The 18,632-nt window shown below is 39.0% G+C and carries 15 protein-coding genes; 1 reads left to right on the top strand and 14 read right to left on the bottom strand.

The features are described 5' to 3' along the window. Positions 1 to 2: 2 nt before the first annotated feature. The 6 genes from N5909_RS00205 to efeO all read right to left on the bottom strand — a co-directional run bounded on the left by N5909_RS00205 (position 3) and on the right by efeO (position 5,689). The gene (locus tag N5909_RS00205; protein ID WP_004259627.1) at positions 3 to 710 is read right to left on the bottom strand and encodes a 2-C-methyl-D-erythritol 4-phosphate cytidylyltransferase; all 708 of its coding nucleotides are present in this window, start codon (positions 708 to 710) and stop codon (positions 3 to 5) included. A 337-nt stretch (positions 711 to 1,047) separates the two neighbouring features. Next, on the bottom strand, positions 1,048 to 1,218 hold the full coding sequence (locus tag N5909_RS00200; protein WP_049491767.1) for a twin-arginine translocase TatA/TatE family subunit: 171 nt from the start codon (positions 1,216 to 1,218) through the stop codon (positions 1,048 to 1,050). After that, positions 1,202 to 1,933, bottom strand: a complete 732-nt coding sequence (gene tatC / locus N5909_RS00195) for a twin-arginine translocase subunit TatC (protein ID WP_271630628.1) — start codon at positions 1,931 to 1,933, stop codon at positions 1,202 to 1,204. Before tatC ends, N5909_RS00200 begins: the two co-directional genes overlap by 17 nt. Further along, a complete protein-coding gene (locus tag N5909_RS00190; RefSeq protein ID WP_271630627.1) occupies positions 1,934 to 3,622 on the bottom strand; it encodes an FTR1 family protein in 1,689 nt (562 codons plus the stop codon). Beyond that, entirely contained in the window at positions 3,597 to 4,811 is a 1,215-nt protein-coding gene (gene efeB, locus N5909_RS00185; protein ID WP_271630626.1) for an iron uptake transporter deferrochelatase/peroxidase subunit, read from the bottom strand. Before efeB ends, N5909_RS00190 begins: the two co-directional genes overlap by 26 nt. 5 nt (positions 4,812 to 4,816) lie before the next feature. Continuing rightward, complete coding sequence (gene efeO / locus N5909_RS00180) at positions 4,817 to 5,689, bottom strand: iron uptake system protein EfeO (RefSeq protein ID WP_271630625.1); 873 nt, start codon at positions 5,687 to 5,689, stop codon at positions 4,817 to 4,819. A gap of 186 nt (positions 5,690 to 5,875) precedes the next feature. Here efeO and N5909_RS00175 point away from each other — a divergent pair, with 186 nt between their 5' ends. Then, positions 5,876 to 6,175, top strand: a complete 300-nt coding sequence (locus N5909_RS00175; RefSeq protein WP_000981526.1) for a YbaB/EbfC family nucleoid-associated protein — start codon at positions 5,876 to 5,878, stop codon at positions 6,173 to 6,175. Positions 6,176 to 6,344: 169 nt separating this feature from the next. On the opposite strand, the gene N5909_RS00170 is transcribed toward N5909_RS00175, so the two are convergent. From N5909_RS00170 to N5909_RS00135, 8 genes are all read right to left on the bottom strand, one after another. Further along, positions 6,345 to 7,205 (bottom strand): methionyl aminopeptidase, encoded by an 861-nt coding sequence (locus N5909_RS00170; protein ID WP_000631543.1) that lies wholly within the window; start codon positions 7,203 to 7,205, stop codon positions 6,345 to 6,347. Between the two features lie 15 nt (positions 7,206 to 7,220). After that, complete coding sequence (gene spxR / locus N5909_RS00165; RefSeq protein ID WP_020902407.1) at positions 7,221 to 8,498, bottom strand: CBS-HotDog domain-containing transcription factor SpxR; 1,278 nt, start codon at positions 8,496 to 8,498, stop codon at positions 7,221 to 7,223. Then, positions 8,491 to 9,042, bottom strand: a complete 552-nt coding sequence (locus N5909_RS00160; RefSeq protein ID WP_020902408.1) for a GNAT family N-acetyltransferase — start codon at positions 9,040 to 9,042, stop codon at positions 8,491 to 8,493. Before N5909_RS00160 ends, spxR begins: the two co-directional genes overlap by 8 nt. 15 nt (positions 9,043 to 9,057) lie before the next feature. Further along, complete coding sequence (locus tag N5909_RS00155; protein ID WP_020902409.1) at positions 9,058 to 10,317, bottom strand: UDP-N-acetylglucosamine 1-carboxyvinyltransferase; 1,260 nt, start codon at positions 10,315 to 10,317, stop codon at positions 9,058 to 9,060. A gap of 219 nt (positions 10,318 to 10,536) precedes the next feature. Continuing rightward, on the bottom strand, positions 10,537 to 12,042 hold the full coding sequence (gene pyk / locus N5909_RS00150; protein ID WP_004259601.1) for a pyruvate kinase: 1,506 nt from the start codon (positions 12,040 to 12,042) through the stop codon (positions 10,537 to 10,539). A 58-nt stretch (positions 12,043 to 12,100) separates the two neighbouring features. After that, on the bottom strand, positions 12,101 to 13,108 hold the full coding sequence (gene pfkA / locus N5909_RS00145) for a 6-phosphofructokinase (protein ID WP_000820863.1): 1,008 nt from the start codon (positions 13,106 to 13,108) through the stop codon (positions 12,101 to 12,103). A gap of 81 nt (positions 13,109 to 13,189) precedes the next feature. Then, a complete protein-coding gene (locus tag N5909_RS00140) occupies positions 13,190 to 16,291 on the bottom strand; it encodes a DNA polymerase III subunit alpha (protein ID WP_271630624.1) in 3,102 nt (1,033 codons plus the stop codon). A 133-nt stretch (positions 16,292 to 16,424) separates the two neighbouring features. Then, positions 16,425 to 18,632 (bottom strand): mucin-binding protein (locus N5909_RS00135; protein WP_271630623.1); only part of this gene is annotated, 2,208 nt, incomplete at its 5' end.

The raw sequence follows: 18,632 nt of genomic DNA, 5'->3' as shown, positions 1-18,632 counted from the left end.
TATTACTCTTCCTCAATCATGCTTTTTGCAATCTTCAAATCTGTTACTGTAGTAATTTTCAGATTTGAATATTCACCCTTAGCCAAGGCTACATCTTTTCCTTTGATTACAAAGATTTTACATGCATCTGTTAAGATTTCTTTCTCTTCGGCAGAGAGAGAACCGTAAAGATCCATGAAGTCCTTGCAACGGAATGTTTGAGGCGTTTGTCCTTGATAGAGGTGAGCACGATTTGGAATATCTGTAATAAATTGACCGTTAGTACTTTCAACGATAGTATCAACCGCTTCTACCACTGTGTCCACTGCGTCATGATTTTGAGCAAGTTGGATATTGTCCTGAATCATGCGAAGCGTAATGAATGGACGAACAGAATCGTGGGTAACAACGATGTCCTCTGGAGTAAGCGGACGATAAGCATCAATGGCTTCAATGATTTTCTCAATACTCGTATTACGGTCAGCACCACCTTTTGTAATGATGATACGATCTTTATGAAGAGGTAGATATTTATCTACAAGATCCTCTGCATGGGAAACCCAGTCTCCATGAACCCCAACCACAATTTTTTCAATACTTGGTTCCAAGACAAATTTTTCAATTGTATGAATCAAAATAGGTCGATCACCTAGCTCTAAAAATTGTTTTGGCAAATTACTGATTCCCATACGTGTGCCAGTTCCACCGGCAAGAATTCCTGCATAAATCATCTATTTTCTCCTTTGTCTTACTAAAAAAACTTATTCTCTCTATTATACCACAATCTAGTCCTATCATAAAAGAAATACTAGTCATCCCGTTCTAGAATAGGAGGATTAAGCAGTTCCATTATTCAAAGAAACTAGTCCATTTCTAGTAGTGACTAGGAATTCAATAGTCATTACTAATAAATGGCTGTGAAATTTTAGAGTTCTTCAGAATAATATAGTTTTCTTAAAGAAAGCTTAAATTTATATTTTCTTAATACAAGAAAAAGCTAGGAAATAATAAATTGTCCGATAGAGACACACTTCCTAACTTTTTATTTTTTAGTAAAACTCACCAGTCTTACTCTTCCTTATCTTGATTTTCAGTTCCTTTAACTGCTTTTTTAAATTCAGACAGCATTTTACCGATTGACTCTCCTAGTTCAGGCAATCGCTTTGGTCCGAAGATCATGAGAGCTCCTAAAACGATAATAATCAATCCTGGTGCTCCGATATCACGTAAGATTCCCATTTCTCTCTCCTTTCTGCTTGCGTTTCATAATGTGTTTGCTGATGGAAATACTTAATTCATAAAGTAAAATCAAGGGGGCAGTCATTGCCAAATCGCTGACAAAGTCAGCTGGTGTCAAGATGACTGCGAGTACCAATAAAATAAAATAAGCATATCGGCGATAAGCAATCAATAATTCTGGTCCAATGAGTCCAATTGACGTCAAAAAGGCAATGATAACTGGCAATTCAAAAATCAGAGCCAAGGGTAAGGTCGTTTGAAAAACAAAGGACAGATAATTTTGGGCGGTTAACTGTGTTTCAAATAGTCCTTCTCCTAACCCTAATAAAACCTGAAGTAAGGCTGGTGTTACAAAGTAAAAACCAAAAGCCAGTCCAACTAGAAAACAAAGGAAACTAGCTGGAATATAGGCAAAAATTGCTCTAGCTTCTTCCTTCTTTAGACCTGGTTTGATAAAAGACCAAATATGATACACTGTGTAAGGCAGGGTGATGGTAAAGGCCATCAGACTAGCCAAACGTATGTAAATCCATAAAATATCATTAGGACCTAAAACAATCAACTTTTGCTGAAAAGATTGGGTCACATACTGGTAAATCTGGTCTGCAAAAAGCAGGGAGACACAGAATACCAAAAAGAAACAAATGACCACTGCCAATAATCTCTTTCTAAATTCTACCAGATGTTCAACGATTGTCAATTCTTTTCTATCCATCTATTTTTCACCCTGTCTGAAAGTGACAATCAAAACGATAACAACAAATATTAGCTGGCTAACCAAACCTTCCCAACTTGGATAAATTCCAAGCAGATCGATTGTTGGAAATCCTGTCAGCAAGTGGTTAGGTGCCATATTGTTCAACTGAAGAGCATGGACACTAACCCCAAGCATCTTGAAAGCCAGAGCATAAATCATCCAAGTCAGGATAAAGAAGACCTTATGTGGCAGAAAGAATTGACTGGCCTTGTTCATCACGATGGCAATAACTACCAGAACCAGCAAGGCAAGTGAAATTCCCAAGACAAATTCAAAACTGGAAATTCTTGGTAAAATCCCAACATAAAAAAGAATGGTTTCTGCTCCCTCACGGAAAACAGCTAGAAAACTGAGGGCAAACATGGAAATGAAAGAACCTGTTTTAGTCACTGTTTCCATTTGCGACTCCATAAAGGCATTCCATTTTTTGACAGAAGATTTGCTGTGGAGCCAGATTCCAATCAAAATCATCATAGCAACTGCAAAAATCCCAACTGCTCCTTCGATGATTTCACGATTGGAGCCTGATGTAACTGCTGGAAAGGCAATTTGCAGGATGAAAGCAATGACCAGACTGGCCATGATTCCTGTGATAGCACCACCATAAACCCACTTGAGGCCTTTTCGTAACTTGGCTGCTTTCAAGGTTGTCACCAAGGTCATAACGATTAAGATAGCTTCTACTCCTTCTCTCAAGAGGATCAGCATGGCATCAAAGGCATTGTAACGTGCGCTAGTATCAATCTGTGATAAATCTGCAATTAGTTTTTCTAATTTTTCTTGGTATTCCTTCTCACTTCCTTTGACCATAATCACAGGGCTTTCACTCTCCACTCTAGTATAGAGGGATGGATTGGTCGTGCTGACAGAACCTTCAATAGTTGGCCAGATAGTAATAAATTCCTTCATACTAGCTGCTCCTGATGGTAAATCACCAGCTTGGAATTGTTCCAAAGCCTTCTTCAAAAGGGCAGTGCCGTCTTTAAGACTCAAATCAGAAGATGCTTCTGCGACTTCTTTTCCACTCACAAAATCATCAATATCCTTTTTCAAGTCCTCAAAGGAAGTTTGAATCGAGTTAAAATCTGTAGGCTCGGTTTCCATGCTACTACGTAGAAAGGAAATAGCTGTTTCAACACGTCCATAATAGGCCGTACTGTTGTCACGAACCACACTTTCATTGATGGTCCAAGTAGAATTCATTTTCTTAAAGGCCTCTCGAACCTTTTCCAAATCTTTGGAGGCAATGGCTTGTTCCAAGGCTTCAAAACGAGGACTTAGACGGTTCACCAATTTTTCCTTTTCCGCATCTAAGTCAACAGGATTTTGTTCTTTTTCAAAGGCTAATAAGGCTGAAGAAAGTTGAGTGAGTTTGTCTTCAGTAATCTCACCTGAATGGGCTAACTTTTCCTTAACGACTTTACCAGCATCAGAATTGCTATCTTCCACTCTTTCAAAATCTGATGCCATCTCTTTAACGAGTTTCTGGGCCTCAGACTTATTACCATTTTTGACTGCTTTGGACGCATCTGTGATTTTCACAAAGTAAGAACTCAAACTCTCTTGGGCACCTACTGGGGAAAAGATTAAAAATAACAGAGCAAAAACCAAGAACCAGCTTTTAGCCTTCCAATAATTTCTGACCAATGTAGCCTCCTTTCTCCACACCACCAAAGCAAGCAAAGAGTCCACTACCGATGTGAGTGATGTATTCATTCATCTTATCTGTAGCACCTAGATTGGTTTGAACCTTGACAAAGTTATCTGGATCCTTCTGGAAAGAAATGAAGAGCAAGCCCGTATCAAACTGACCAGTCTTTTCATCAATCCCATCTGAGTAAGAATAAGAACGACGCAAAAGGGGCTTGTCCACTTCCTTGGCTAAACGAACATGCGAATCATCTGGCAAAAGACTCAAATCCACTTCATCAAACTCGTTCTTCTTACCAAAGGGGGCACCACTTTCCTTGTAACGACCAAAAGTATTTTCTTGTTCTTCAAGACTAGTGCGGTCCCAGGTCTCTAAAAACATCTGAATCCGACGCACTGCCATATAAGAACCATTTTCCATCCAGTCCTTACTATCAGCCCAGATAACGCGGTCAAAGTCTTGCTCCTTGGTTGGATTTGCTGTTCCATCTTTAAAACCAAAGAGATTACGCGGTGTTTCCATCCGGTCACCAATAGCTGCAAAACCAGACTGACTCCAACGAAGGGTCACTGCATTTCTCCCCTTACGGATGAGATTGCGAATGGCATGAAAGGCAACCTGCTCATCATCTGCACAGGCCTGGATGACAATATCCCCGCCAGTATATTTTTCACGTAATTGCTCCTTAGGAAAAGGCGGTAAATCTCTGAACAATTGAGGACGCTTGTTTTCCAAGTTCATCTTTTTCAAGAAACTTGCAGACACACCAAAAGTCAGGGTCAAACGATGCGGATTGAGCCCGACTGTCTCACCAGTATCACTCGGAGGTAAGAGAGCATTCTGGCCATCTTTTTTGACCAATTCTCCCTCTACTAATTTGGCACTATAATCTGTCCAATCCTTAAACAACTGGATAATCTTATCCTTATCTGTCGTATGCAAATCCAAGACAACAAAATAGATATTCTTTTGCATGGGCGTACTAATGCCTGCTTGATGCTTGCCGTAAAAAGCAATTTTTTCATTTCCGTACGAGATTTTTTCCTGATTCCCAAGCTTAGGTGCGAAAAAAGCAGAAGCACCAGAGAGTCCTAGCGCTAAACCAGCCCCTCCAATCCCTGCTTTTTTTAGAAATTCTCGACGGTCCATTTTCTTCTCAAAAAACTTTTCGTCTTTTTCAGTCATGACTCTTATTCTCCACTAAGAAATTTACCCATTTGTGATAGAGGCTCACCAAGTTTTGTCACAGCTTCTGACAATTCTTTGGTATCTTCTTTTGTCAAATCTGTATAGAGCTTGTAATGTTCCTTGTCAGTCATGTGTTTATCCAGCAAACTATTAACAGATTTGAAATCAACTTCTAATTCTTTAACTAAATCAGCATCTGATTTTTCTAGTAATGGTTTAAAGAGTTGGAAAATCTTCTCAGCTCCTTCGATATTGGCACGAAAGTCATACAAGTCTGTATGAGAATAAATTTCCTCTTCACCTGTAATCTTACTTGTCGCTACTTCATTAAGCAAGTCAACTGCTCCAGTCAACATAACCTTGTAATCCACATCTACAGTTGCAATCTTGGCTTTCAATTCCTTGATATCATTGACCAACTGATCCCCATAGCTTTCAGTTCCTTTAGTGGTATTATCTTCCCAAAGGATACGCTCGATACGGTGGAAACCTGACCAACCTTCTTCAGTCTTGTTTTCATCCATATAGTCTGCCAAACGGAAGTCAATCTTGACATCTGACTCACCAAAACTTTCAGCAATCGGTTCTGAACGCTCATAAGACATACGAATCAGTGGATAAACCTTCTTAGCTTCTTCTAACTTACCTTCTTTCAAAAGTTTGACAAAGCCTTCCGTATCTGTCAACAGTTTATCAATTTGCTCTTGTACAAAAGTCTTATATTCAGCAGTGGCCTTATCAAGCATTTTCTGCTTATCTTCAGACAAGGCTGTCACCTTGGACGAATCACTTGTGTTACTTGGCTTAGATTGATTATTAGCACAAGCTGTCAATAGCAAGGCTGAAGATAAAAGGACAAAACCTAGTTTTTTCATTGTTTACTCCTATTGGTTCAGGAAACCTGAATTAATTTTACGTTTCATTATACCATGTTTTCACTCATTTTTCAATAAATTTTCAGACAATTTAATGTTAAGTAATTTATACTAATAATAGACTTTTAACCTCAAAATTGATAAAATAGGAAGGAAAATAATTGTAAAAGGAAACTATAAAACACTATGATGAACATGCAAAACATGATGCGCCAAGCACAAAAACTTCAAAAACAAATGGAACAAAGTCAAGCCGAACTTGCGGCTATGCAATTTGTTGGCAAATCTGCTCAAGACCTTGTCCAAGCGACCTTAACTGGAGATAAGAAAGTTGTCAGCATTGACTTCAATCCAGCTGTCGTTGACCCAGAAGACCTTGAAACTCTTTCTGATATGACCGTTCAAGCAATCAACTCTGCTCTTGAACAAATCGATGAAACTACCAAGAAAAAACTGGGTGCTTTCGCTGGGAAATTGCCATTCTGAGCATAAGAAAAAAGCTCCATAATATCTGTAGATAAGTCTCCTACAGATATTATGGAGCCTATTTTGTTGTCTTAAAAAGCCTGAAAACATCAATAAAATGCGTTTATTTTATATGAAAAGATCTACTGAATTTTTCAAAATAAACTTCCAGTAGTCTTTTCACTTTTTATTAATAAGTTCCTTCTTCACCTTGACTAGTCAAGATAACTGGTCCATCTTTAGTAATCACGAATTGGTGTTCATATTGACAAGATAAACCACCGTCAATGGTCTTATGCGCCCAGCCAGTTTTCATATCTGTATCAATTTCCCAGTCACCTGTATTGATCATTGGTTCAATGGTCAATACCATTCCTTCACGGAGACGAAGCCCACGACCAGCAATACCATAGTTAGGAACCATTGGTTCTTCGTGCATGGTTGGACCAACACCATGACCAACCAAATCACGTACTACACCGTAACCACGACTTTCAGCGTATTCTTGAATAGCTGCACCAATATCACCAATACGATTTCCAACAACAGCTTGCTCGATTCCCTTGTACATAGCTTCTTTGGTTACATCCATCAAGTTTTTCACTTCTTCGGACGGCGTACCAACAGCATAAGCCCAACATGAGTCTGCTAGGCCACCAGAGTAGCTCTGGGTGTATTTTTTCATTTGCTCCACATTGTTGAAGTTTAGTTTTGAGACATTCAGGTCAGATTTAGCAATAGGACCTCCCAAAACCATATCAACTTTGAGCAAATCACCATCTTTCAAGATATAGTGACGAGGGAAAGCATGAGCCACTTCATCATTAAGAGAGCAACAGGTAGCATAAGGATAGTCCATCATGGCACCGTCAACCCCAATCTGAAGTGGAAGGAAATTTTCTTCCTTACAACGACGGCGAACGTATTCTTCAACTTCCCACATATCTACGCCAGGCTTAATCAAATCACGTAAGCCGATATGAATACTTGCTAGAAAATCTCCAGCCTTGTCCATAGCTTCGATTTCACGAGCTGATTTTAATGTTATCATCTTTTCTCCTAGTTTCTAATTAATTTTAACGGTCACATTTGCTTTTGAAACAATCTGATGACCATGATAAATATCGTAATCAATAATAGCTGATCGTCTAGTATGATGGATGATGCGTGCTTGAATGCGCAGTATATCATCTATCTGAACAGCCTGCAAAAAGTAGATCAGCATTTGTTCGATGATGAGATTGCGACCACTATTCACAACTAAATCTTGGGTCATATGAGTCAGTATCTCTGCCAATACACCGTTAGCTAAAACACCGTTTTTCTCAAGCATAAAGGGTTCCACTGTAATCACTACTTCATCATGGTGATAAGCGAGTTTTTGACCAATCTGCTCAGAAAAAGTTGGTAGAGCCGAAACTTGGGAACGACTCATCTTCTCCATGACATCTCGTCTGGTTACAACCCCAAGCAAGGTTTGATTATTACGAACAACCGGTACCATTTCAAAATCTTCAGCAATCATCCGTTGACTCACATTGGCAATATTTGTAGATAATCCAACTAAAAATAGACTACGAGACATGACCTTATCAATTGTTGTACTTGGTGACTTATCACCAGCATCTCTCATAGTAACAACCCCAACAACAACCTGATGTTGATTAATAACAGGGAAACGACTACTACGATTCTTACGTACCAAGTCCAAATAATCTTTAACAGTGTCAGTCTCTCTCAAAAAACCATACTCATGACTCGGACGGTACAGTTTCTCAACTGTCAAAATATCTGTTTTGATTTGAACATTTGACAAGGCTTTATTGATCATGGTCGCAACGGTGAAAGTGTCATGTTTGCTTCTTAAAACAGGAATTCCTTTTTGATTAGCCAGTTTAATCACATCATCATGAACCTGAAATCCACCTGTCACAAGAACGGCATTTTCATTTTCCAGCGCTAATAATTGAATACGAGTCCGGTCTCCGACAATCAAGAGTCCCCCATCATGAAGGTAAGACAAAATATTTTGCTCAGTCATGGCACCGATTGAAAACTTACTAAATTCTCTCTCTAAACCTTCTTGCCCAGCCAAAACCTCAGAAGAAGTCACTTCTGCAATTTCTGCAAATGTTAATCTTTCAATAGCAACTTTCTGAGATTTAACACGGATAGTACCACTTCTTGGACGAGTCTCTACAATTCCACGATTTTCAGCTTCTTTAATGGCCCGATAAGCCGTTCCATCACTGACTCCTAGATGGTTGGAAATACTTCGAACACTGACTCTTTTACCAACGGGTAATTCTTCCAAATAGCTTAGAATTTCTTGGTGTTTACTCATTAATTTCTCCCTTTACAAAGCGAAACTCAAGATAATCACGCATTTTCTTTGTATAGCGATCACTTCCTTTAAACTGACGAATCAATCGAAATCCAGACTTAAGAGCAACCCGTTGACTAGCTTCATTTTCAAGGTGGGTAATGATGGATAATTGTTTTAAACCAAATTCCCCAAAAGAAAGTTGGCAAAGTTTTTTAACAACTTCTGTCATAAAACCTTTAGACCATGAATCTTTTCTCAAAAAATAACCAAGTTCTGCTTCTTTTTTTATTTCATCTAGCTTTTCAAACTTAATTGAACCAATCATTTTTTCAGTTTTCTTATCACAAATAGCCCATACCCCTAAAGGAGCCTTCATAAAATAATTGGCCAGTGCATATTGACTTTCTTCTGGACTAGCTTGACTTGGAAAAATGAATTGTAAATTTTCTGGATTTGAAGCTATATCATGGAAGTCCTTACTATCACTAAAAAAGAAAGGACGCAAATACAAGCGATCCGTTTCAAAAAAAGAAAACATTGCTAATTTGGTCCAAATATTCATAACCACCTCTACGGTTTATTCTTCAACAAGTGTAATATCCGCTCCTAGATTACGTAATTTTTCAATAATATCTGAATAACCACGTAAGATGAACTCAATATTTGTAATTTCAGTTTTACCTTCAGCCATTAGTCCAGCAATGACAAGTGCTGCCCCAGCTCTAAGGTCAGTAGCTTTTACATTTGCACCACGTAAACTACGTCCACCAGTATATAAAATATGGTCGTTTGTAGTCGTAATATCCGCGTCCATCTTTGCTAGTTCAAAAACATGGTTTACACGTTTCTCATAAATGGTATCAATAATGGTTCCACGCCCCTCTGCTGTTAACAGAAGAGGAGTAATTGGTTGTTGCAAGTCAGTAGCAAAACCTGGATAAGGAGCTGTCTTAATATTGATTGCTTTCAAATTAGACTGTTCCTCAACAAAAATGCTGTCTTCAGATACAGTCATTCGTACTCCCATTTCTTCCAACTTAGCAATAAATCCTTCTAAGTGTTCATAAAGAACATTATTAATACGAATTCCCTTACCAACTGCAGCAGCTAAGGAAATGTACGTTCCCGCTTCAATACGGTCTGGAATCACCTGATGACGCGTTCCATGTAATCTGTCAACACCATCAATAATGATAATATTGGTTCCAGCACCACGGATATGAGCCCCCATATTATTCAAGAGAGTAGCAACGTCAATAATCTCAGGTTCTCGGGCTGCATTTTCAATAATAGTACGACCATTTGCTTTAACCGCAGCAATCATTGTATTAATCGTCGCACCTACACTTACCGTATCCATGTAAATACTTGCACCATGAAGTCCCACATCTTTAGCAGATAACTTCATGTTATCACCCTCGTAGCTAACAGTGGCTCCCATAGCTTCAAAAGCCTTAAGATGTAAGTCAATAGGACGTGGTCCCAAATCACATCCACCAGGTAAACCAACTGTAGCTTCTCCAAAGCGACCTAAAAGACTTCCATAAAAATAATAAGATGCACGAAGACTATTGATTTTCCCATAAGGCATTGGAATATTTTGAACACCTCTTGGATCAATCTCTAACACATCGTCATAACGCTTAACGGTAGCACCCATCAATTCCATAATTTCGACAAGACTAGCAACATCCGAAATATCTGGAACACAATCCAAAGTCACAACATCATCTGCCAAGATAATAGCTGGAATCAAAGCTACAACACTATTTTTTGCACCACTAATGGTAATCTCACCTTGCAGGGGCAAGCCACCATTGATAACAATTTTTCTCATTTTAAATTTTTAATACTCTTTCAAAATTTCTAAAAAGGTCCTGTGTTAAAGTATACCATAATTTCACCTTTTTTTCCATCATTTTCAATTATATTAGCTGAATCGTATTTGTATTAACTGGCCTTTTTTAAAAAGTTTTGCCCCTTATTTGCCCCCTGCTACAAAAAAACCTATCATACAGGCTAGAAAGCTTGATATGATAGGCTTTTTTCATTTTAATTAACGTACTGTACGGATACGCATTGTGTTTGTACGAACAGCTTCTCCAACTGGTACACCAGCTACGATAACGATATCGTCACCAGATTGTACAAGTCCTGCTTCAACTGCTTTACGTTCAGCGATTTCGAACATATCGTCAGTTGAAGATGGAGCGTCTGTCAACATTGGGATAACACCCCAGTTCAACATCAATCCACGTTCTGTCAATTCGTCGAATGTCAATGCCAAGATGTCAGCATTTGGACGGTATTTAGAAATCAAACGTGCAGTGTGACCTGTCTTAGTAAGAGTTACAACCAATTTAATGTCCATTGAGTTAGTAGCATCTTTAACAGCTGAAGCCATTACTTCTGTCTTAGAGTTACGTTCAAATGAATCTGAGTTCAAACGACCGTATTCGTTAAGAAGAGTCTGAGCGTTCTTGTCGATTGTAGCCATTGTAGTTACTGACTCAAGTGGGTATTTACCGTTTGCAGACTCACCTGAAAGCATTGTAGCATCAGTACCGTCGATAACAGCGTTGAATACGTCTGATACTTCTGAACGAGTTGCACGTGGTTTTTCAGTCATTGTTTCAAGCATGTTTGTTGCTGTGATAACAACTTTACCTGCAGCATTGACTTTCTTGATAATCATTTTTTGGTAAACTGGAACCATTTCGAATGGTACTTCGATACCCATGTCACCACGAGCGATCATGATACCATCAGCAGCTTCGATGATTTCATCCAAGTTGTCGATACCTTGTTGGTTTTCGATTTTAGCGAACAATTGAACGTGTCCGTTTCCAGTTTCTTTACAGATTGCACGAACTTCGTTCACGTCTTTTGCAGTACGTACGAATGAAATCGCGATGAAGTTAATTCCTTGTTCAAGACCAAAGCGGATATCGTCGTTATCACGTTCAGCAAGAGCTGGGAAAGGAATTTTAGTGTTAGGGATGTTAACACCTTTTTGTTTAGCAATTACACCATCGTTTTCAACTTCAACTTCAAACTCACGAGTTGCGTCATCTTTAGCAACCACACGAAGACCAAGTTTACCATCGTCAACCAAAACTTGACGACCAACTTCAACATCATCATAGATGTCAAGAGCACCAGCAACGTTCAATGCGATCACATCACGAGTTGATTTGATTCCTTGTTTAGTAGCAACACGGATTTTTTCACCAGTTGTGTAAGAGTATTCTTTTGCATCTCCTTCAAACAATTCAGTACGGATTTCTGGTCCTTTTGTATCAAGAAGGAAACCAACTTTTTTACCTGCAAGTTTTTCAGCAAGTTTAACAGTTGCCATACGGTCACCTTGCTCTTGGTGGTCACCGTGTGAGAAGTTGAAACGGAATGTGTTAGCACCAGCTTCGATCAATTTAGCAATGTTTTTAGCTGAAGCTTCAACATCAAGTTTTTCACCCCAGTATCCGTCATCACCGAATTTTTTACCACCACGGATTTCAACCGCAGGTCCCAAAGTTGCAACGATTTTTACACGTTTGTTCATGATTTTTGTGACTCCTTTATATATATGACCTTTTTGGTCTTATTAACTAAATTATAAATTATGATAAGCTCTTATTCAAGCTAGATAGCTCAAGGTCAGCTTTATGTGGGTTGTTAACCACAATCTTACCATCTGCAGTAAGGCTAAACAATGCTCCTTCTTCTGCAGTTCCAAGAATTGGGTTTTCAACCATTTTCTCGTTACGGATACCAACCGCAACACCACCGATACCTTCTTTAAGAAGTTTAACGGCATGTGCACCCATACGTGATGCCAAAACACGGTCACGCGCAGTTGGAGAACCACCACGTTGAATATGTCCAAGTTCTGTCACACGAAGGTCGCTTGTATCTCCAGCTTCTTTAAGTTTTTGACCAAATTCAGCTGCTGACATCACACCTTCTGCCAAGACGATGATATTGTGTTTTTTACCACACTCGTATCCACATTTAATGCTTTCTACGATATCTTCAATCTTGAATCCTTCTTCAGGAATGATGATTTCATCAGCACCAGTTGCAATACCAGCCCAAAGAGCGATATCACCTGCGTTACGACCCATTACTTCGATAACAAATGTACGACGGTGACTTGATGATGTATCACGAATCTTATCGATAGCATCCATAGCAGTAGTAACCGCTGTGTCAAAACCGATTGTGAAGTCAGTACCAACAATATCGTTATCGATTGTACCAGGAAGACCGATAGCTGGGAATCCATGTTCAGTCAAACGCATAGCACCGTGGTAAGATCCGTCACCACCAATAACAACTACACCTTCAATTCCGTGTTTTTTCAATTGCTCAATCCCTTTAAGTTGCCCTTCAAGTTGAGCGAACTCTGGGTAACGAGCAGAGTGAAGGAAAGTACCACCACGAGAAATGATGTCTCCTACTGAAGCCGCATCTAGGGGATGAATTTCACCAGCAACCATACCAGCATATCCATCATAGATACCAAATACTTCCATTCCTTCTGAAATTGCTTGACGAACAACTGCACGGATAGCAGCGTTCATACCAGGGGCGTCTCCACCACTAGTCAAAACAGCAATACGTTTCATATTGGTTATGCTCCTTTTTCTTTTAACATTCTTACTGATTATATCACATTTAAATGGAAAATTCTTCTATTTTCCGTAATTTTAGCGATAAATCGTTTTCATAACGATTCCACCTAATTTCTCTTCTAATTCAGTGGATTTAGTCACAAAATGATGGGGAGAAACAATCGTTCTCTGTTCCTCTTCATACCTGATGATGACTGGGATTGGGCCTTTATACTGGTCTAAAATTCTCGAAATTTCTTGATCCGATTCATGATTTTTTACCTGTATCCAAAAGCGTTCAGCCACTGCTGCTCTTATTTCTTGTGCAATCATTTGCAGACGGCCATCTCGTAACTGATTTTTTCCTCTTATATAGTAGAAAGCTCCTTCTTTCAATTCCTGCCCAATCTGTCGATATAAGTCTGAGAAGAGGGTAACATCCAATTTTTTCTTACTATCATCTACCTGTAAGAATGCCATGTTTTCACCCTTTTTGGTCCGAATCACTTTTATTTTCTGAATTTCAACCAATATAATGGCGTGACTATTTTCAGACAAATTTCCGATTGGTGTAATTGGGTAGATAGCCTTACTTGCAATAGCTTGTAAGGGATGTTTGCTAACTCCTACCCCTAGAAGCTCTTGTTCCATATAGAATTTTTCTTGTTCTGTCCAATCTTCCGATTCCTGCCAACTATATATCGTATCACCGAACAAGCTTCCTAACTCTTTCACAAATTCAAATAGATTACCTAAATTATTAAATACTTTTTGGCGATTTTTTTCAAATGAATCGAAAAGACCAACTTTTACCAAAGGTTCTAGCAGAGGAAGTTTCAGATAATTCTCAGGTAATTTAGCTATAAAATCTTCAATGCTCGAATAGGGTCTATTTTCAATAATCCAAAGCGCCAAATCATTGCTGACACCCTTAATCGATTTCAGACCTAGATAGATAGATTTGTTGGCAATTTTATCGTGATAGGGAATAGTATTAATGGACAATGGGGCTACTTCAAAACCTGCTTCTAAGGCATCTGTTACATAATCACTGTTGGCAGAATTCGACATGACTTGATAAAAAATGGCTGGATAATGTGTTTTGAAATAGGCCAACTGGAAGGCCAAGGCTGAGTAAGCATAGGCGTGAGATCGGTTAAATCCATAACCTGCAAACTTCTCCATAACATCAAAGACCTGCTCTGCCTTTTCCCTAGTATGACCAGCATCTAATGAACCTTGAATAAAGGAAGCTCTCATCTCATGCATAGCAGAAGCATCCTTTTTCCCCATAGCCCGACGCAAAATATCGGCTTTCCCAAGACTAAATCCAGCAAAACGCTGAGCAACCTGCATAACCTGCTCCTGATAGAGCATAATGCCATAAGTTGGAGCCAAAATATCCTCCAGAGCTGGGTCTAGTACAGTCACTTCTTCCTGCCCATGTTTTCTTGCCACAAAATTATTGATGTAGTCACTAGCACCTGGTCGATTTAGGGAAGTAGTTGCTACGACATCTTCAAAACAGACTGGTTGCACGCGTTTGAGCAGGCGAATAGCACCAGGTTGTTCAAATTGAAAGATACCTTTTGTATTACCAGAAGCAAAAAGAGCTAACGTTTCTTTGTCTTCCAAATCAATTTCTTCTATTTTTATATGAATACCTTCTGTTTCTGCAAGTAATTCTTGCATCTTCTGGACAAAGGTCAAATTTCTTAGTCCCAGAAAATCCATCTTCAAAAGTCCACTTGCTTCGACTCCATGAGCATCATACTGAGTCAGTGGAATTTCGTCACCATGCTTTAGAGGGATGTAGTTGGTCAAATCTTGGTCACTGATCACAACACCAGCTGCATGAACAGAGGTTTGTCTTGGATAACCCTCAATCTTGCAGGCAATTTCAAATGCTTTTTGGTATTCTAACTTACTATTGATTTGCTGACGAAACTGGAGATTACCCTCATAGGCTGACTTGAGATTATCACGAAAACTGATTTTCTTGGTAATTGCAGATAATTCATACTCTGGCACACCAAAGCGCTTCAAAACATCTCGAAGAGCTTGCTTGGCGCCAAAGGTAGAAAAAGTAACGATTTGCGCAGCATGCTTGCTACCATATTTATTGCCAACATATCTGATAAAATCTGGACGATAAATATCAGGAATATCAATATCAATATCAGGCATAGTATAGCGTTCACGATTGAGGAAACGTTCAAAAATCAGATTTTTCTCTACCGGATCAATCCCAGTAATATCCAAGGCGTAGGAAACCAAACTACCGACTGCAGAACCCCGTCCCATTCCCATATAATAGCCATTTGAACGTCCAAAACGCAACAAATCCCAAACAACTAAGAAATAATCGTCAAAGCCCATATCATGAATAACAGCCAATTCTTGGTCTAGACGGTCTTGATATTCTTTACCAGTTAACCCCTTCTGAGCAAGCCCCAATTCAGCACGTTCTCTCAATTCTTCTACTGCTGGTCTAGCAGGATTAAAGCGAGGTAATTTCAGACTAGTATCCAAGTCATAAGAAATGCCTGAAATAAGCTTTTCTAAATTGTCCAAGGCTTGAGGAAAACGTTCTTGGAATAGTTTCTCTAAAGAACTTGCCGATATAAGGACATCTTGTCGTGAGCGCAAGGGAACTTCTCTAAGAGGTAGATTTTCTTTAATCGCTGTTAAAACTTGCAGAATTTCTCTATCCTTACTTTCAAATGTATTGACCCGATACAATGGCAAAATAGGATTGTGAAATTCGCTGGCCAGTGTTTCTGGGTAAACCCCTATATAGTAATCACAGCCTAGATTTAACAACTCAAGTTCTTCAAAATAAGGTACAATTACAGCAATATCTTCAAGATACTGAGACAGAACCGACCAAGTTTTCTCCCCTTGCATCTTAGCTGTTGAAAGTTTCATCAACTGCTGGTAGCCCACACTAGATAGAGCTAAAAAGCGCAGATTCACATCTTTATCATCTACAAGGACATTCATTTCAAGCCCTAACAAAGGATGAATTCCATATTTTTTTGTAATCTCTAGAAAGTCAAAAGCCCCATAAAGATTGTCAATATCCATCATAGCCAAATGAGTGTAGCCATAGTCTTTTGCTACTCTCACATACTTGTCGATTGAAATGACACTCTCCATAACACTATAGACTGTTTTTGTATCTAGTTGTGCGATCAATTTACACTTCTCCTCTATTGTTCTCACTATATTATACCATTTTCAAAAAGAGAAAGAAAAGAACCTGAGATGTTAAATCTCAAGTTCTTTCTTTGTCTGATTGCAAGTCAGCATCTAATAAGAATCAAAATGATTATTCTTCATCTTCTCTTTTCTTACGAGCAATCAATCCAAATCCACTTAGGGCTCCTAGAAGTCCAAGCGCTGCAAGGCTTGCATGATCTTCTGTACCTGTATTTGGAAGTTCACGTTGACCATCCATGTATTGAGGTGTAGAAGGCGCTGCTGGTTGAGCTGGAGTTACTGGAGTACCATTATTATTTCCGTTGTTATCTCCATTATCTGCAGGTGTTACAGGTTGTGGAGTTTCTGGTTCTGGTTTTGGCTCAGGTTTTGGTTCCGGCTTAGGCTCTGGTTTAGGAGTTGGAGCTGGAGTTGGACCTGGGTATGGAGTTGGATTTGGTGTAGGATCCTTAGGAATGTAGTTGATTGGTGTATCTTTCGTTGGATCACCAGGTACCTCTGGTACTTCATATCCTTTTGTTGGATCATTTGGATCAACTGGTTTCAATGGTTGACCTTCTGGATCTACAGGGATAAATCCTGGTACATAAGGTACTTTAGGTTTATCAGATCCAGGTTTGGTTGGATCTTTAGGATCGTTTGGATAAGTAATTGGATTTGTTGGTGTTCCTGGAATATTTGGAATCCATGAACCTAACTTATCGTAAATAACTGTTTCATTGATATCCTTGATTGTATCAGGTGTTACTTGTACATCTTTAGTTGATGATTCTAGATCACCAGCTTTAGCAATGTATCCTTTCACAACTGGTACTGGGTATCCGTTGAAGATGTCATCGTTACGATCTGTTGTCCATTCTCCATATGTGATTTCACCAGTTACTAAGTTCACTTTCGCTTCACGAGTAAACTTGATAGTTTCTGTACGAGTTTCAGAAACTTCATTTCCATTGCGATCCACATACTTGATAGTACGTGTAGCTGATTTCTCAGTTACAAGATCTTTCACAGTATTTGGCCATACTGGGCTATTTGGATCGTTAGGGAATACTGGTTTACCTGGCTCTGGTGTTGATGGTGTTACTGGAGTTCCATCTGGGTTCTTCGGTAAGTTTGGATCATTTGGATCTACTGGCTTACCTGGTGTAACTGGAATAATTCTTTCAGCTACCGTTACATTAAAGATTTGATCTACAGATTTGTCTTTATCAAATACTCTGTCTGTATCTTTAGATGGGAACTCGTTCTTAACGACTCTGTATCCAGCTTTTTCAAGCTTTTCAATCGTCTTAGTTACTTCATCAACTTTAGACTTAGTGAAGTTAGCTCCTGAATCACCTTCATCAACCACTGGTGTCGATACTACTTTACCTTTTTCATCTACAAAGTTAGTGATAGCTTTTTGCTTATCAGTTACGTAAGTGATTGGTGTATCTGTGCTTGGGTCTGTTGGCACTGGTGGTACTTCATATCCTTTAGTTGGATCTTTTGGATCTACTGGTGTTAATGGAACTAGTGGGTTAGTATTTGGATCTACTGGTTTAGTTGGATCTTTTGGTACCACTGGTGTAGTTCCTGGGATATAAGGCACTTTAGGTTTATCAGTTCCTGGTTTAGTTGGATCTTTTGGATCATTTGGATACGTAACCGGAGGAACTGGTGTAGAACCTTCTGGTACTTTTGGAATCCATGAACCAAGTTTAGTGTAGACAACTTCGATGTTTTCATCTTTAGAGTCTGCAGTTAATCCTGTTGTAGCTGCTACTTCTTTTTGTTTAGCATCTTTTAGAATATAACCTTTAACTACTGGTGATTCAACTTTATCAAATGTTGTATCTCCATCTTTAGCTGTCCAGTCACCGTAAGTAATTTCACCTGTTACAGCGTTGAGATTAGCTTCACGAGTGAATGTAACTTTATCTGTTACTTTCTCAGCTACTTCCTCGCCTTTTTCGTTAACGTAAGTGATTGTACGGTTCACGTGGCGAGTTGTATCAATCTTCTTAATTAGATCTTCTGTCCATTTTGGTCCATCAGGGTTCTTAGGATCGATTGGATCACCTGGTTTTGGTTTATTAGGATCATTTGGATTTTCTGGATCCACTGGTTTGATTGGCTCAACGTGTGGTGTAACCGTTACTACGAAGTTTTGATCAACTTTTGTATCTTTATCGTAGTTCTTATCTGTAGCTGTCGTGAATCCATCAGTTACTAGGTCATATCCTAGAGCTTTCAATTCAGTAAGTTTCGCTACTGTTGAGTACTTGATTGGTTCTCCAGATTTACCTTCTAGGTTATCTGTGTGAAGTACTGTTCC

The organism is Streptococcus gwangjuensis (genome assembly GCF_028156745.1).
In the GTDB taxonomy this organism is placed as follows: domain Bacteria; phylum Bacillota; class Bacilli; order Lactobacillales; family Streptococcaceae; genus Streptococcus; species Streptococcus gwangjuense_A.
This window is presented reverse-complemented; position numbering and strand designations above follow the sequence as displayed.

Excerpts from the sequence above, each read along its gene's own strand:
- tatC (WP_271630628.1), bottom strand. The coding sequence starts at position 1,933 with ATGGATAGAAAAGAATTGACAATCGTTGAACATCTGGTAGAATTTAGA.
- N5909_RS00170 (WP_000631543.1), bottom strand. The coding sequence starts at position 7,205 with ATGATAACATTAAAATCAGCTCGTGAAATCGAAGCTATGGACAAGGCT.
- N5909_RS00175 (WP_000981526.1), top strand. The coding sequence starts at position 5,876 with ATGATGAACATGCAAAACATGATGCGCCAAGCACAAAAACTTCAAAAA.
- N5909_RS00200 (WP_049491767.1), bottom strand. The coding sequence starts at position 1,218 with ATGGGAATCTTACGTGATATCGGAGCACCAGGATTGATTATTATCGTT.
- spxR (WP_020902407.1), bottom strand. The coding sequence starts at position 8,498 with ATGAGTAAACACCAAGAAATTCTAAGCTATTTGGAAGAATTACCCGTT.
- N5909_RS00155 (WP_020902409.1), bottom strand. The coding sequence starts at position 10,317 with ATGAGAAAAATTGTTATCAATGGTGGCTTGCCCCTGCAAGGTGAGATT.
- pyk (WP_004259601.1), bottom strand. The coding sequence starts at position 12,042 with ATGAACAAACGTGTAAAAATCGTTGCAACTTTGGGACCTGCGGTTGAA.
- pfkA (WP_000820863.1), bottom strand. The coding sequence starts at position 13,108 with ATGAAACGTATTGCTGTTTTGACTAGTGGTGGAGACGCCCCTGGTATG.
- N5909_RS00160 (WP_020902408.1), bottom strand. The coding sequence starts at position 9,042 with ATGAATATTTGGACCAAATTAGCAATGTTTTCTTTTTTTGAAACGGAT.
- efeB (WP_271630626.1), bottom strand. The coding sequence starts at position 4,811 with ATGACTGAAAAAGACGAAAAGTTTTTTGAGAAGAAAATGGACCGTCGA.
- N5909_RS00205 (WP_004259627.1), bottom strand. The coding sequence starts at position 710 with ATGATTTATGCAGGAATTCTTGCCGGTGGAACTGGCACACGTATGGGA.
- efeO (WP_271630625.1), bottom strand. The coding sequence starts at position 5,689 with ATGAAAAAACTAGGTTTTGTCCTTTTATCTTCAGCCTTGCTATTGACA.